Raw genomic sequence first — 17453 nt, 5'->3', positions numbered from 1 at the left:
CGGACCAGAACTGTACAATTAAAGAGTAAGTGAGCACTTATTAAGAGCTTGGGAAAGCAAATAATTTTTTGGAACAGTAGGAGGCAAGTTTTATGAACTTGATCGAAGGACTTTCCATTTTGGACCTGGCCCGAATCCAGTTCGCAATGACAACGATTTTTCACTTTTTCTTCGTGCCATTGTCAATTGGTTTGGGACTAGTTGTCGCCATCATGGAAACGATGTATGTGGTCAAAAAGGATGACCAATACAAGCGTATGGCAAAGTTCTGGGGAAAAATTTTCCTATTGAGTTTTGCGGTTGGAGTTGTTACGGGTATTATTCAGGAGTTCCAATTTGGAATGAATTGGTCACGTTACTCACGTTATGTTGGAGATATCTTCGGACCAGCTTTGGCTGTCGAGGCGTTGGTTGCGTTCTTTATGGAATCAACGTTCTTGGGCCTTTGGATGTTTGGTTGGGAACGCTTCAACAAGAAACTACACTTGGTCTTCATTTGGTTGACGACGCTAGGATCAGCTTTTTCAGCTTTGTGGATTCTGGCAGCCAACTCATTTATGCAAAACCCAGTTGGTTTCAAGGTTGATCACAAGTTCGACCGTGCTGTTTTGGTCGATTTCCCGGCCTTGCTACAAAATCACCAATTGTGGTTGGAGTTCCCACACGTTATTTTCGGAACATTCTTGACTGGATCATTTGTGGTCATTGGTGTATCAGCCTGGTCATTGTTGCGTAAGCCAAACAGCAACCTAGATTTCTTTAAGAAGTCAATTAAGGTTGCGGCAGTGGTAGCGTTGATTGGAACTGCAGGTATTGGTTTGACTGGTGATCGCCACTCACTATACTTGCAAGACGATCAACCAATGAAGTTTGCAGCAACAGAAGGTTTGGATGAAAACGTCGGTGGCAAGGATAAGCAAGAGCCATGGTCGGTTGTTGCATACACTAACCCAAAGACACATGAAGTGGAATGGTCATTGGACGTTCCGTATGTCTTGTCTATCTTGGCGCATCACTCATTGACTGGTGAAAATAAGGGATGGACAGAGATTAATAAGGAATTGCACGAGAAGTATGATGTGAAGTTTGGTCATGATATGAATTATTACTTGCCAAACAACACCATCTACTATGCCTTCCGTGTCATGGCGGTATCAGCTGGAGCGTTTGGTTTGCTGGCTGTTGTCGCATTGTGGGCCGTCCGTAAGAAGTCAAAGCTTGATATTACGAAGTATCGCTGGGCGCTTTGGATTTTCGGACTATCAATGTTCCTACCATTCTTGGCACAAACAGCTGGTTGGTTGATTACTGAGCTCGGTCGTGCACCATGGGTTGTTTATGGTGTGCTAACAATCGCAGATGCAGTGTCACCAAATGTGTCATTCGCCTCATTGTTAACGTCTAATATTTTGTACTTCGCAACATTTGCTGCGCTAGGTGGATTGATGTTCATGTTGGCGCGCCGTGTCATGATTGCGGGCCCAGATAGCGTTGATGATAAGCCAGAAGCGGAGGATGTTGATCCATTCTCAGCTGAAGCATTTGATGCAGGAAAGGAGGCATAATCATGACAGGATTTCAAATTCTATGGTTCGTATTGATTGCCATCTTGTTTGCAGGATTCTTCTTCCTTGAAGGATTTGACTTCGGGGTCGGGATGGCCTTGAAGGGCTTGGCTAAGAATGAACATGAAGAAGATGCCCTAATTGAATCAATCGGACCTCACTGGGATGGAAATGAAGTTTGGTTGATTACGGCCGGTGGTGCCATGTTCGCGGCAATGCCGTTCTGGTACGCATCGCTATTTTCAGGGTTCTACTTGATCCTGTTCGCAATTCTGATTGGCTTGATTTACCGAGGTGTCTCATTCGAGTTCCGAGAGCAAATGCGTACGGCAAAGTATCGTAATTTGTGGACAACAATCTCAGCTGTTGCAGCGTTGGTTGTACCATTCCTATTCGGCGTTTTGTTCACAGACGTCGTTCAAGGAATGCCATTGGACAAGGCTGGTGACATGTCAGCGACGTTCTTTGATTACTTCAACATTTTCTCAATCGTTGGTGGTGTTGCTGTTGCGTTGTTGTCATACATCCACGGACTAAATTACCTACGCTTAAAAATTGAAGAAGGTGAATTGCACGACCGTATTCAATCACAATTGAAGGTTTTGTACCCAGTGTTGTTGGTTGGTGAAGTTGCTTTTGCAATCACGTTGTTTATCTTCACAGATTTCTTTGCTAAGAAGCCGCTAATTACATTGGCATTCCTAGCAGTCATCGTTTTGTTGACGGTTATCGCTTGGGTAACTGGCTTGAAGCGTTCAAACGTTTGGTCATTTATCGCTTTGGGACTCACAATTATTTCAGTTGTGCTGTTGCTATTCACAGGATTGTTCCCACGTGTCATTGTTGGTGACAATCCAGCGATGTCATTGTTGTTGAAGAACGCGACTTCGACACCATACACGTTGAAGTGGATGACGATGATTGCCTTCACGGCTTTGCCAATTGTGTTGGCTTATCAAATTTGGAGCTTCTATATCTTCCGCAAGCGTATTGTTGTGAAGAAGGCAGCTTAACATAAAACAAACAGAGGGGATCAAGTGTGTGCTTGGTCCTCTTTATACATATTAGTTAGATGGAGAAAAGGCATTATGTTAGATAGAAGATTATTTAAGTTTCCTGGTGCTAGAAAAGCGTTGGGAATCTTGTCGGTGCTGACGTTGTTTCAGGCTTTAGCTATTATCGGTCAGGGACGCTTTTTAAGCGTTGCGATTACCGACTTGTGGCAAGGACATCAGTTAGGTGCAGTTGTGACACCAGTTTTGATTTTTGTGGGGGCGTACTTGATTCGTCAGTTAATGGGCGTCGCAAAACAATATGCCTTAGCACCATTTGCTGATGCCACAACGGCGTCATTGCAGACGCAACTCACAGAAAAGTATGCGGCACTTGGACCGCGCGTTGTCGCGAACCAAGGAACTGGTAAGTCCGTGACTTTGGCGGTAGAAGGTATTGACCAGGTCCATGATTATTTGACATTGGTGCTAGTTAAATTATTTGATATGAGTATTATTCCTTGGTTGATTTTGGCTTATGTTGCCATAATTAACTGGGAGCAAGCGGTCTTTTTGTTCTTCATTTATCCCGTTATTGTGTTATTTATGATTGTCTTGGGGATGGCAGCGCAAGCGAAAGCTGATCGTGAGTATGCTACTTTCAATCGCCTTTCTAATCATTTCGTTGACTCTTTGCGCGGTTTAACGACTTTGAAGCAATTAGGTTTGTCAAAGCAATACGCGAACAATATTTATGAAGTATCAGAAGACCACCGTAAAGCGACAATGAGCACGTTGAAGATTGCTATTCTATCGACATTTGCACTCGACTTCTTTACAACGCTTTCGATTGCGGTTGTGGCACTATTCCTTGGATTGGGATTAATGGATGGCACGATGACGTTATTGCCAGCTTTGACCATTTTGGTCTTAGCACCAGAATACTTCTTGCCTATTCGTAATTTTGCGAACGATTACCATGCCACGTTGAATGGAAAAAATGCGCTGGCTGATATTATGGCTTTGCTTGATCAACCAACAGCAAAAGACACGAATACTTATGAGGCAACTAGTCAACGTTGGCGTGAAAACGATGAACTACAGCTAACGAATGTTTCCTACACTTATCCAGAAGCGACTGAACCGGCCCTGCAGGGGATTAACCTAGATTTCAAAGGCTATGAGCGTGTGGCGCTGGTCGGAACATCTGGTTCAGGAAAATCAACGTTGCTTAATTTGATTGGTGGCTTCCTAAACGGTGAGGGTGATGTGTCATTAAACGGGCAACATTTACCACATTTGCAACAGCGTGCTTGGCAGGAACAAATCCAAGTCTTACCGCAACAACCGTATATTTTTCACGATACGTTGCGTCGTAATCTAGCGTTTTATGCGCCAGAGGCGACGGACGACAAAATTCGTGAGGCGATTGAAACGGTGGGCTTGTCAGCCTGGTTCGAAGCGCTACCAGAAGGGTTAGATACAATCATTGGTGAAGGTGCGATGCAGACTTCTGGTGGTCAAGCACAACGTATTGGTTTAGTGAGAATTATGCTTGACGATAATCGACGTGTGTTACTGTTGGATGAGCCAACGGCACACTTGGATATCGAGACTGAGGTGCGCTTAAAGGAAACGATGTTACCTTTGTTCGACAAGCGTTTAGTTATTTTTGCGACACACCGTTTGCACTGGTTAACTGAAATGGATTTGATTATCGTGATGCGCGATGGTCAAATTGTTGAACAAGGAACTTTGCCGGAGTTGATGGCTAATAAGGGGTACTTTGTTGAATTGCAAGCAGCGATGCGAGGTGCAGTACATGAATAAATTAATGAGTTTAATTAAAAACGATACCTGGGTTTTTCCATATTTAAAATCGTATAAAAAGTTGCTAGTCCTGATTATTTTCTTAGGATTTATGACAACATTTTCTGGTGCAGCCTTGATGTTCACATCAGGATTTTTGATTTCACGTTCGGCGCAAATGCCAGAAAATATCTTGATGGTTTATGTCCCAATCGTATTGACACGTGCGTTTGGAATTGGTCGTCCATCATTTAAGTACGCACAACGCTTGGTGTCACACAATTGGGTGCTACGAATTGTTTCAACATTCCGTCGCCGTTTGTACGAATTAGTTGAAACGGGAACGAAGTCGGTTTATGCGAAGTCACAAACTGGTGAAGTCCTAAATGTGTTAGCGAATGACTTGTTCAAAATTGAGAACTTCTATTTGCGTACGTTATTTCCAACGATAATTGGGTTAGTCATTTACGCACTGATCGGCATTGGAGTCGGTGTATTCGACTGGGGATTTGCCTTGGCGATTTTGCTTGTGTTAGCCATGACGACAATTTTAGCGCCGATGGTAACGCTGGCGGTGAATGGTGCTCGCGACTTTAAGCAACAACAATTAGAAGGACAACTTTATACGGATTTGACGGATACGGTTATGGGGTTGCAAGATTGGGTGCTAGCCGGTCGAACGGCTGAATTGGCTGATCGTCAGAAGCAAGATTTTGCGGCGATAAATAAAATTAAGGCGCAGCAAGCTCATTTTAATTGGTGGCGTGATTTTGGTGGAGCAATGGTTATTGGTGTGGTTGCTATCTTGCTGATGGTGTTTGCCACGTCACGATTTGGTGGTGATAGCTTTGGTGTGAATTGGATTGCTGCCTTTGTGCTGGCAATTTTTCCGGCTGAAGATGCGCTCACGACAATCAGTTCTGGTGTTGGTGAATGGCCACGTTATCAAGATTTAATTGTTCGACTTAATGAAATGGACAAAGAAGCAACCCAAGAAAATAGTGCGACAGTCACACAACAAGCAGCACCTGAGCAATCTGATATTATTTTCGATCACGTTTCGTTTGGCTATACAGATGAGCCGGTCTTGCAAGATTTGTCATTGCAGGTGCCAGCTGGTGAACGCTTGGCCATTTTGGGACAGTCTGGTGCCGGGAAAACGACCTTGTTGAAGCTGCTTTTGGGCGATGAGCAGCCAACAGCTGGTACAATTACAATTGGCGGTGTACGTGTAGACGCCTTAGCTGATACACGCGCATCAATAATTTCTGTGCTAGATCAACAGCCGTACTTATTTGCAAGTACGGTAGCAAATAACTTGCGCCTGGGTAACTTGCATGCGTCTGATGAACAACTGTGGGAAGTGCTAGAGAAAGTTAATTTGGCGACGCTAGTTCGTGGATTGCCAAATCAGTTAGAGACACCAATGACTGAAATGGGAAGCCGTTTTTCAGGTGGTGAACGTCAAAGATTTGCGTTGGCCCGAATTTTGCTACAAGATACCCCAATCGTGATTCTTGATGAGCCAACGGTGGCATTGGATCCAATCACTGAATTGCAAGTGTTGCAAACCATTTTTGCAACGTTGCAAGACAAGACTGTAATCTGGGTTACACACCACTTGACCGGAATTGAGCTGATTGATAAGGTTATTTTTGTGGAAAATAAAACGATTAGCATGGCGGGGGCACCGCAGGATTTGATGACAACTGAGCCACGCTTCCAACGTTTACTAGCGCTAGACCACGGTGATTTACCGATTAATTAGTATAATGAAGAAAGGAGATATGTGATGGCTAGGAAGAAAAAACAACAGTGGCGAAAGAAACTGCTTAAGATTTACCCATCACATTTCTTCGTAAAAAAAGGCCGGTTACAACGTGGTCGTGTTGTTTTGGTAGTTGCCCTTGTCGGTGGGCTGGCATTGTGGCAAACTGATATACAACATCAGCGTGTCGAAGCGACGACACCGATTAGTGAGTTACCACTTAATGAGCTCACGCACGAACAATTTATTGCTCGATTGGCACCAGAAGCGCAGAGCTTGCAAGCGCAATATGGTGTGAAAGCGTCGATAAGTATCGCCCAAGCTGCTTTGGAATCAGATTGGGGACGTTCAGAGCTAGCAGCGAAATACAATAATTTTTTTGGTGTAAAAGCCTCAGCAGGTATGCCAAGTGTTACACTATCTACTAAAGAGTTTGTTAACGATGAATGGGTTACTGTTAATGCTGCGTTTCGAACCTATGTCGATTGGCGTAGTTCGATGACTGATCATGCGTTGTTATTGGTTAACGGTACTTCCGATAATCCGCAACGTTACCAGGCGGTATTACAAGCGACCGACTATCAGACAGCAGCTTATGCATTGGTTAGTGGTGGGTATGCAACTGATCCCGGCTACGCTGAAAAAATCATTCGTATGATTGAAACTTATAACTTGAACCAATATGATGTAAATTAGCAAGAAATGAAGCGAGAAAAATTATGAGCCTTGAATTTTTACCAGGATCAACTTTAGGAATCCTTGGCGACGGTTTGACGAGCCGTACTTTGGCCCAAAGCGCCCACAACATGGGATATAATGTGGCTGCATACAGCACAAATCCGGATGCACCGGTTTTGGCTGAAGCAGACTATCGATTTGTTGAACAGGGCAATCAACAAACAGAATTTGAAAGTTTTATGGCATTGTCCTCGATGGTGACATATACGTCTTCATGGTTGCCAGCCAATATGATTACTGAATTGCAATCAGCCCGTTTGCCACAAGGCACGGAATTGCTGGAACTAACAGATGACCATGCGTTGGGACGCGCCTTTTCTGAAGCCCAATCATTCAACATCTTGCCATATGCAACGGTTAGTTCTTTGGACGAAGTTGCGCATGCAGCAGCTGAACTTGGTTATCCGGTTGTGGTTAAGCCAATTTTCAAGCATAAGCATCATGATGATACGGTCATTCTACGTGGCGACTGGGACTTAGGACTTGTCGCACCAATGATTGATGGTGGGACTCTAATCGTTGAAACGTGGCTCGATGATGCGCAAGAATTTGCGATGACGGCAGTTCGTGGTGTTACTGGCGAAATTAAGACATACCCATTACGTCAGACGATGGTTGCCCAACAACACTTGCGTCGTGCTTGGACGGTTGGTGATATTGCTGATGACCTCATGACGGTGATGCTTGGTGTGACAGAACGTGTTGGGGATGTGTTGCAGTTTATTGGGGCATACAATGTGGCATTTTTCTACAGTGCAACAGGTAACTTATACGTCCGTGATATTGCGGCTGGAATCCCACCAACAGCGACTTTGTATGATGCAACAACGAACGTACCGGTTGCTGAACAACATCTGCGCGCTATTACGGGTCAAGCGTTGACCGACGTCTTTATGTCGCAAGCGGCCGTTTATATGCCATTCACGACTGATCAAATTGATGCCTTGAGTCGTCACTGGGGCATCCAGTCAAATTGGAAGTTTGCCTTCTACCAAAACGAGATGATGTCGCCACAGGCGGGCCATGTTCTAGCTTGTGGTTCATCAGCGAACCAATTGTTTAATCAATTGCATGTCGCAGGCGTTTGGGAATTTGAAGAATAATGATAAGGAGAGCGATTACGGGAACGTAATCGCTCTTTTGTTTGTTGAAAAATTAAAAATTTTTAATAGAGGTTGATTTGAGACAAGTGTAAGATGTGAGAGTGAGGGGGAATCTACGATGAGAAAAATAATTAAAGGCACACTGACATTTATTGGTATTGTGATTACAATGATTTTGAGCGGACCTTTCTTCCAATCTGTTATCGACGACTACTATGATAAGCACTAGTAGAACTGATAGTTAATTTGAAAAGGAGTGATTTTTTAGAAATCACTCCTTTTTATTAGTTATTTACTCAAAATCGAAATAATAGATATGATAACTGTATTAGCCTGACGTTAATTTTTTGTTAGCATTAAATTATAGTGTTATGAGTGGAATTGTTAAGGGTATGAACTTCCATTTGAATAACTAAGTTTACAGGGGAGTATGGATTATGAGGGGATTTAAGCAACATAAAAAAATGTACAAAAGCGGTAAGTTTTGGGTGGTTGCTGGTCTAACCGTGGTATCACTGATAACGGCTAATGATACTAGTAAAGTTTTTGATTTATTTAGTGATCGATTGGGGAGTGTTTTTGCAGCCCAAACAAACTCTTCGGCGACCATTGATACGGTGACCGATGCTGACACGGCTACAGGCGGGAGTCGTACGGTTTCATGGAATGGGTCTAGTACTTGGAACTACAGCGACGTGACTGGGTTGGGGAGCTACAATGGGTCAACCTGGACAGCCGATCGTGCGTACGGAAGTACACTTTATAAGGATCCAGCGGGAGCTTATTACACAAAACTGGTGGCTAATGGTGCCAGTACTGCCGGTTATACCTATCTGACACGACAATTTGATGCAACAAAAACGTTTACCGTCACTGGGTATCTACACCCAAACGTCCGTGATGCTGATCAATTTATGCCACGTGATTATTCAGATTGGACTGGGTTGCTATTAACGCCAACTGACCCGGCTGAAGGCCCCTTTGGTGCCTTGCGAACAACTAACAGCTCGGGAACGTTGACTGCGACGCAGGGAAAGCAAAGTGGTGTTGCCGGAACGGCAACATATACCGACGGGTACAACCTATCTAACTGGAGCAGTACGATTAAGTATACGTTGACCTGGAACCCAACTGGTGGACCAAACGGTGGTCCATCAATTGTTGCCACAATGACAACGAATAAAACACAGAACAGTGAGTCTTCAAGCTGGACGGTTGATACAGCGAAGGCCAAGGTAACGCTTGCGCCGGCGACCGCTCTTACCGTTGGGTTGAATGCCATTAATGGACAGAATAAGAATGACCAATACGCATCATTTGATAGTATGTCGGGAACTTTATCGACGGGTACTACAACTGTTAAGTATGTTGACGCCAACGGGAACACAATCAAAGATCCAACGACGTTTGTGGCTGCGGTTGGGGATATCATTGGAATCAGCGGTCTGTCTTCCGGAGCCAAAGCGGGTACAGATGATATTGCTTTTGCCGCACCTACGATTCGTGGCTATACGGCAAGTAGTGCCAATGATGTGACTGTGTCGCAAACAGCTGGGAATAACGTTATTACCATTAAATATAAAGGAACCGTACAACAGGAAGCTATTGTTAATACGAACAAGCCTGAACTATGGAACGGCTCTTCAGCGATTACGTCATATTGGAACATCGACCAAACAAAGCCTCTTGGTGGTAGCTCGCTAGCAAGCAGCATTGTCGATGCTTCTTTGGTACGTTCAGGATATAACTATACTGTAACGGATCCCAATGGTAGTTCATATGCGACAATGTCAGCTGCTTATGCGGCGGCGACCAACGCTTGGGATAGTACATCTAATTCAGCTGGGGTCGCATCTGATGCATCGCCACAAAATTGGACAGTTAATTACTCGGCACAGTCTCAAACGGCCTACTTGTATACGCAAAATTATACGTACGATGGTAGTTCATACGTGACGTCTGGTGCGCCTTCATATATGCAAGGTATTTACGGTCCAACTGATGGGTCAGTTTCGTTCAATACAACTGATTTAGCCTTGGCAAAGTCGGGATACACCTACACGGTTCAAGGTCCGGATGGCGTAACTGAGTATTCAACGCTAGCTTCGGCTCAAGCAATTGAACGATTTGATAATACTAACAATAGTGGCAGTTCCGACGGTAGTTACCAAACCTTTACGGTAAACTACCGTCCGGTAACGCAAACCACGAGTTTGGTGGTTGATGGGTTGTCACCGATTAAGGCGGGATCAACTGTAGCTTCTTCAGTCGGCACAACCAGTGCCGCTTTGACGATACCATACACTGACGCATCACTTTCAAATGCTGGATACACGTATGTTGTTAAGGGTCCAAATGGTTCAACTTACAGCACGTTGTCTTCAGCGGTTGCAGCAAATTCAATTTATGATGCAACTAATAATTCTGGGGCTACTGACTCTTCAGCTCAGGTGTTCACGGTGAGTTATATTGGGCAAACGCAATCAGCGGTTATTAAGTATGATCCCAATGGTCCACTAAGTGCCGGTACAACATTTGCATCGACGAGTGGGGCAACCAATACCAGTATTTCGTTTGCAACTAACGACGGGGGGATGGTCCGAGCAGGATACACTTATACCGTTACCTATGCCGGATCGGACAAACCTGACTCGGTGGCATACACAACTTTGTCATCAGCATTGGCTGCTCACCCACGATATGACAGTACGGCATATACTGGCACAACCGATACTTCTTCACAAGCATTTATTGTGACCTATAAGACCAACCAGTACGCTAACTTGATTACAAGTGCGGTTGATACGTCAGGAAATTCACTATTGAATTATTCGGCAATCAGCGAAATTGCTAATGGACCGGCAAGTAGCACAGTTTCCTTCTCTAACAAGGACTCACAACTTGCAAAGAGTGGTTACACGTATGTTGTTCAGGTTTACGATCAAATGGGTTCGGCAGCCTCCCTGTTGGGAACATATACAACCTTGGCATCGGCTGTAGCTGCTCAAAAGTATGACAATACGCAAAATGCGACGAATGCCCGTACGGATGCATACCAGCAACAGTTTAAGGTAGTTTACTCACCAAGGACGGCCACGGTAACGTATAACTTTGTGGATCAAAGTGGCAAGATAATCAGTCCGGCTACTTCTGCAACTGGACCAGTAGGATCAAATATTCCAGATGGTTCAAAGACAATTCAAGGGTACACGCTAGTCAGTTCATCAGGTGACACTGATGGCAAATTTGACGACGATTTAATCTCAACAATTACTTATACGTATCAAGCACAATATCAGTCAGCTAATGTTGTTATTGATAGTTCATCACCAATAAAGGCGAATTCGGCTGTTGACTCTGCTGCTGGCGTGACGAGTGGGTCAATTTCATTTACAAAGACGGACTCTCAATTAGCAGTTAGTGGATACACGTACGTTGTGTATACGCCAAATGGATCAAGTTATGCGACGATTTCAGCCGCAACGGCAGCTAATAACTTGTATGACAATACGGAAAACGGCTCGGGGTCATCGGACTCTTCAGCGCAAAACTTCCGCGTGTCATACAAGGCGGACTATCAATCAGCCTATATTCGCGTACAACAGAATTCACCTATCAGTGCAGGCTCGATGATTGAGAGTATCACGGGTTTCACTGACAGTTCGATGACTTTCTCAAAAACGGATTCTAATTTGGTCGTATCTGGGTATACCTACCAAGTTGGGTATGGCCCAGATGCGTCACACACAACTTATTATTCAACGTTGGCAGAAGCGATGTCAGCCGCTGGTGGTAAGTTTGATTCAACCAATAACACGGCTTCGACCGATGCGGAAGCCCAACGTTTTGTCGTGAATTACATCCCAATGAGCCAGGCTGCAGTGATTAATGTATCAGCTGACTCACCGATCAGTGCAAATTCACAAGCTGTTATGTCAGCAAATGGGAAGACTGGTAGTACCATTAACTTCTTACCAAACGGATCATTTACGACGGCTGATTCACAATTGGCGGTATCCGGATACTCGTACACCGTAACTTATGGCAGTGATACAACTAGCTATGCAACACTTTCTGCAGCGGTATCGGCTCACAACAAGTACAATGCAAACAACACAACATCAGGTGTTTCTGATGCTGATCCGGATATGTTTACCGTCACATACTCAGCTAACGCTCAATCAGCTGTAATTGCAGTGACTTCAACGTCGCCAATTTCAGCCGGTAGCCTTGCCGGCTCTGCGAGTGGTTCAACGTCAGGCGCCATTAGTTTTGCAACGGACGACCAAGCTCTAGGTCAATTAGGATATACGTACACGGTCACTGGACCGGATGGTACGGTATACAGCAATTTGGCCTCAGCTCTGGCTAATAACGGCGTATATGATAATACAAATAATTCGGGTACAAGTGATACGGCTGTACAGAGCTTCATGGTTTCATATAAGGCGGCTTACCAAGAGGCACAGGTAATCTTGGACTCAACAGGGCCATATACGTCTCAATCTGTGGCTGCTAGCGCAAGCGGCGTTACTTCAGGCAGTTTGGGGTTCAGTATTTCAGATGGTGATTTGGTCTTGTCTGGTTATCATTACACTGTATGGGGTCGTTATGGTTCACGACAATATGCAACATTAAGTTCTGCGGTTGCCGCTGAAAGTTCCTTTGACAACACTGATAATGGTTCAGCCGTTACTGATAGAAGAATCCAAGGATTTTACGTCGTTTACACAGCTGATAGTCAATCAGCTGTTGTGCAAGTTGCAACCAATTCGCCAATTAATGCTGGGCAGACTATGGGTAGTGCAGCTGGTGTAACCAGTGGTAGCATGTCTTTTGCCGCGAATACAGAAAATAGCCTATATAGTCCGGGTTACCACTACACGGTAACGGGACCTGATGGTTCAACGTATAGCACGTTATCATCAGCGGTTGCCGCAAATAGCTTATTTGACAACACAACCAACACAGGTTCGATCGACGGTAGTGTGCATTCATTTATGGTGAGCTATACAGCTGACTCACAAATTGCCGTTTTGGCGGTGGATTCGGGTTCGCCAATTGAAAGAGGCAGTGTCATTGATTCCGTTCATGGAAAAACCGCTGGAGAAATCCCGTTCCGTGGGACAGACAGCCTGGTTAATAAGCCAGGTTATTCATATATTGTTTACTATGAAACTAACGGTGAGCGAAGTGAACCTTATGCAACGTTGTCAGCAGCACAGACTGACCATACGACGTTTGATAATACAAGTAATGACGGCACTAGCGATGCGGATATGCAATCGTTTATCATCAGCTACGTAGCGTTGAAGCAACAAGCCACAATTGTTGGGGATGCCAACTCACCAATTTATGCTGGTTATCAAGGTCCAACGACATCCGGAGTGACAAATGGTTCGATGGCTTTGCCACTAAGTGATGGTGATTTGTATGAACAAGGATATTCATACGTTGTTACCGGGCCAGATGGTTCTGAATATGCTACATTGTCAGCAGCATCGGTGGCTAATAATGCTTACGACAGTACTAACAATATTGGGAATTCTGATGCCGATATTCAGACGTTCACGGTTTCATATGTCGCACAGTATCAATCAGCTGCATTGATTGCAGGTTCTGCTTCGAACTTGCCGTCTAACGTTACGGCTGGATCAACTTTTGCTTCCTCTGCTGGTGTTACTAGTGGACGGGTATCATTTGCTACAACTGATGGTGACTTGGCTCGTTCAGGTTATCGTTATACGATTTCTACACCGGATGGTACAACATTTACAACGTTGTCTTCAGCACTCGCTGGTTCAACTGGATTGTATGATAATACGGCTAATGCCGGAGCATCCGATGCCTCGGCACAGCAATATATTGTCAATTATTTACCAGAAATTCAAACGGCTCGTGTGATAATTAGTGAAACAACTGGTGACGAGCATGCTGGAGAAGTACTTTCAGAATCAACGGGTAATACGAATGAAAAAATTTCATTTACACTACCTGATGGTTCGGATTTGAACGATACAAATTTGCAAAAATTGGAAATGACCAAAGGTTATACCTATACGGTTATAGTTGAGCATCCAAATGGAAGTACGTCTGGCCCATACGCAACGTTACAGGCTGCGTATGATGATAATCCTGTATACGACGATGATAAGAAAGGAATTACAACTTTCATTATTGTTCCTCAAGCCTCATATCAAGAGGCGGTGGTTAATATTGGCTCTGCTGGGGCACAATCAGCCTACGCAACGAGCGCTAGCGGTGTAACAAGTGGGGCAATTAATTTTGGCGACTTGGAATCTAGCTTGGCAGTGTCTGGTTACGGCTATACAGTAACAGTGACAGACGATGATGGTAATCGTATTGAATATGCAACGTTGTCAGCAGCTGTCGCAGCAGTTGGAAACTACGACAACACTGTGAATGGCTCAAACCAATCTGATAGTTCTGCACAAGCGTTTGATGTTAACTACACCGCTGATTATCAATCAGCTAATGTAACGTTCTCAGGTGCACCAATGTCATCAGTCGCCTTTGTTGGTGAGACAAGTGCAACGTTGGAGTCTACAAAGTTCACCGCTGATTCAGGTTACTACTTTGACGCTCAGCAACCATCATATTCAGGTGCAACAACAAGCGTTTCATCCGATGGTAAAGAGCTTTGGGTATCGTTTACGTACGACGACACAAATAACTCAGCAGCTTCTGATAGTGATCCACAAAACTTTGAATTTACGTTGCAACCGGCAACGCAACAAGGAAACATTACGTACTCATATTCAAATGCGGTTAGCGTGCCAAGTGATGCACCAGCAGATGAATCATTAAGTGGTAAAACTGGTCAACCACACTCAGGCACGATTAAGGCGCCATCAGGTTACTACATTGCAGCTATCAATGGTGATCAATATAATGTGACATACAATGATGCCGCCACAGAAGCCGAGTACACCTTGATTTGGGATGACACACCTAATGGAAATGTGGCGACAGATAGCGAACCACAAAATTTGGTGGTCATTTTTGCCCCTGGTAATCAAAGAGCAACGGTTAGTCAGACTATGCCAGATGGGACGAACACAACTGTTAACACCCAAAACGGTCGTACTGATAAGGACTATTCATACGAGTACACCGCTCCATCAGGATATTATGTGGCTGATGATGGTGTTACGACGGATAGCAAGGGTCTGATTACTGATGCTATCTCAACTGACGGCACAAAGGTGACGTTGACCGGAAAGTTTGATAATAACTACACACACTATGCGGATGAAAACGGGGGAACGGACCCTGAACCTCAGAACGCAACAATTAAACTAACGGCTTCTAAGCAGACCGTACAATTCCAAATTAATGTGCCTGATGGTGCCACGTCGGTTTCACCGGATACCAAGTCAACTGATGGGCTCACCGGTGGACAGATTGGTACACCAGCTGGTTACACGGATGCGGAATTGCAGAAGGATGGGTACACGTACACAGTTACGGGCCCAGATGGTGTTGTATATAACACAATGGCTGACGCATTAGCTGCGAACCCTAACTTCGATGAAACGAATAATGGGTCATCAGACACTGATGCTGAAATGCAACAATTTGTTGTCACATACAAGGCTGACCAACAAACAGCCACAATTACACAACAATACGCCGACGGTGCTGAGAACACTCCTGCGTTCCCACAAGCGAACCAAACATTGACGAATGGTACAGATCAAATCACGACTGGCACGATTACCGCGCCAAAGGGATATAAGATTGCTACTGTGCCACAAGTTACGGGGATGAGGATGGATTGGCAAATCGCAACAGATGGTTCTTCGGCAACGTATACCATCACGTTCGACGCGGTAGCTGATAATGACGGGGCCAGTCAAGCGGCAATTATCACCTATGTGCCAGTTGAACAACAAGTGCGGGTTGATTTGTACGACGAAGTTGGTCGTCCGTTAACCGATAGCCAAGGCAACAAACAATATGTTTTGACTGGTCAAACCAACAATAAGGTTGATTACACACAGATTGCACCAGAAGTACCAGGATATACGTTAACGTCAAACAGTCGAAATACTGCGTTGACATATGATAACGATTATAATACGACGCAAGTTGTCAAATATATCTATACCGATGTGACAGATCCAGTTGTAGCAAGCGACAAGGTTAAAAATACCATGACAGCTTCAACAACTGGTGCGCCTGCCACTGAGGCTGATTTCCTGAAGGCGATTAATTATGTTGCTAATACGAAGACTGAAAGTGATACTGTAACGGATAATCAACAAAATGTACCGGGTGACGGTATTACGATTTCGTCTGACTATGAGACGGTGCTTAGCCAATTAAAGGCTAGTGGCGGTGGGACTGCAACTGTAACAGTGACGGCGATGGATGCATCAGGAAATACGACTGATTGGACCGTCACACTGACGTTGATTGAAACAGCACCAGTATCAAAAGAAACATCGGTAGCTGATGCACAATCAGCGCTTGATAAGCTAGCGAGCGATCCAACAGCTGCTGTGGATGATGTTGCGACTGCCCAAAAGAATCTTGAAGATGCGATTAACGAGGCTAAACAAGAGCGAGCGACTGCAGAAGATGCAGCTAAGGCAGCTCAAGATGCAGCTAATGCTAGTGCTGAGTCTGCTAATCCAGAAGTCGCCAAGGCCCAGCAAGCGTTGCAAACTGCATTGGATGCAGCTGCAAATGACACGGGTACCACCCAGGCAATTGAGGAGGCGACAAGTGCATTGGATAATGCAGTAGCTCGGGCTGAAGCTTCTTCAGTAGATACTGCACCGGTTTCACAAGAACCAGGTGTGAAAGATGCTCAACAAAAGTTAAATAACTTGTTAGAGCCTAATAGTACTGCAACAACTGAGGATATTAAGCAAGCGACCCGCGCATTGGAAGATGCCGTTCAAACAGCTAAGGCGGAGCGAGACACAGCTAATACCGATGCAAATGACGTGCAAGACCAAGTAGCTGATACTAGCAGTCAAGCGGTGAAGGATGCGGTTCAAAAGTTGGAAGATTTGCAAACTCAGGCAGCAGCTGATGGCGCAACAACGGATCAGATTAAGACAGCCACGCAAGCTGTTGTTGATGCCGTCAAGAATGCCGCTCAGGAAGCCCTTGGCGCAAGTACAACACCAGTTACAAATGAACCAAGTGTTCAGGATGCAAAATCTGTGTTGGAAGAGGTGCTAAATGCTCCAAATAGCACACCAAAGCAAATTGTTGATGCAACAAATGCCTATGAGAAGGCGGTTGCTGATGCAAATCTAAATCGTGATGATGTAAACAAGGTGGCTGGGCAAGAGCTTGAGGAAGCGGCCGCTTCTGATCAAGCAACTGATAGCACCGTGCAAGATGCGCAAAAGAAGCTGGAACTGCACAGACAACAGCTAGAACGGAGGCAAATGCCACACTTGGTCAAACGGCACCAGTTTCTAATGAAACTGAGGTAAGT

Annotated in this window: 7 protein-coding genes; all 7 read left to right on the top strand. The window is 44.7% G+C overall.

Annotation, left to right across the window (positions count from 1 at the left end; translation table 11 throughout):
- Positions 1-92: 92 nt before the first annotated feature.
- The 7 genes from OIT45_RS02275 (at position 93) to OIT45_RS02245 (ending at position 17451) form a co-directional block, all read left to right on the top strand.
- Positions 93-1565 (top strand): cytochrome ubiquinol oxidase subunit I, encoded by a 1473-nt coding sequence (locus OIT45_RS02275; RefSeq protein WP_199404511.1) that lies wholly within the window; start codon positions 93-95, stop codon positions 1563-1565.
- Positions 1566-1567: 2 nt separating this feature from the next.
- Entirely contained in the window at positions 1568-2578 is a 1011-nt protein-coding gene (gene cydB / locus OIT45_RS02270) for a cytochrome d ubiquinol oxidase subunit II (protein ID WP_199404510.1), read from the top strand.
- Between the two features lie 75 nt (positions 2579-2653).
- Positions 2654-4387 (top strand): thiol reductant ABC exporter subunit CydD, encoded by a 1734-nt coding sequence (gene cydD, locus OIT45_RS02265; protein ID WP_199404509.1) that lies wholly within the window; start codon positions 2654-2656, stop codon positions 4385-4387.
- Entirely contained in the window at positions 4380-6134 is a 1755-nt protein-coding gene (gene cydC / locus OIT45_RS02260; RefSeq protein WP_264339813.1) for a thiol reductant ABC exporter subunit CydC, read from the top strand. Before cydD ends, cydC begins: the two co-directional genes overlap by 8 nt.
- A 24-nt stretch (positions 6135-6158) precedes the next feature.
- Positions 6159-6830, top strand: a complete 672-nt coding sequence (locus OIT45_RS02255; protein ID WP_264339812.1) for a glycoside hydrolase family 73 protein — start codon at positions 6159-6161, stop codon at positions 6828-6830.
- Between the two features lie 23 nt (positions 6831-6853).
- Complete coding sequence (locus OIT45_RS02250; RefSeq protein WP_199404507.1) at positions 6854-7975, top strand: ATP-grasp domain-containing protein; 1122 nt, start codon at positions 6854-6856, stop codon at positions 7973-7975.
- 437 nt (positions 7976-8412) lie between these two features.
- Positions 8413-17451 (top strand): MucBP domain-containing protein, encoded by a 9039-nt coding sequence (locus tag OIT45_RS02245; RefSeq protein WP_264339811.1) that lies wholly within the window; start codon positions 8413-8415, stop codon positions 17449-17451.
- Positions 17452-17453: the final 2 nt, after the last annotated feature.

The sequence above is a fragment of the Weissella sp. LMG 11983 genome, assembly GCF_025908495.1.
Lineage (GTDB): Bacteria > Bacillota > Bacilli > Lactobacillales > Lactobacillaceae > Weissella > Weissella fermenti.
The sequence above is the reverse complement of the archived record's forward strand: the minus strand, read 5'-3'. Positions and strand labels throughout refer to the sequence as shown.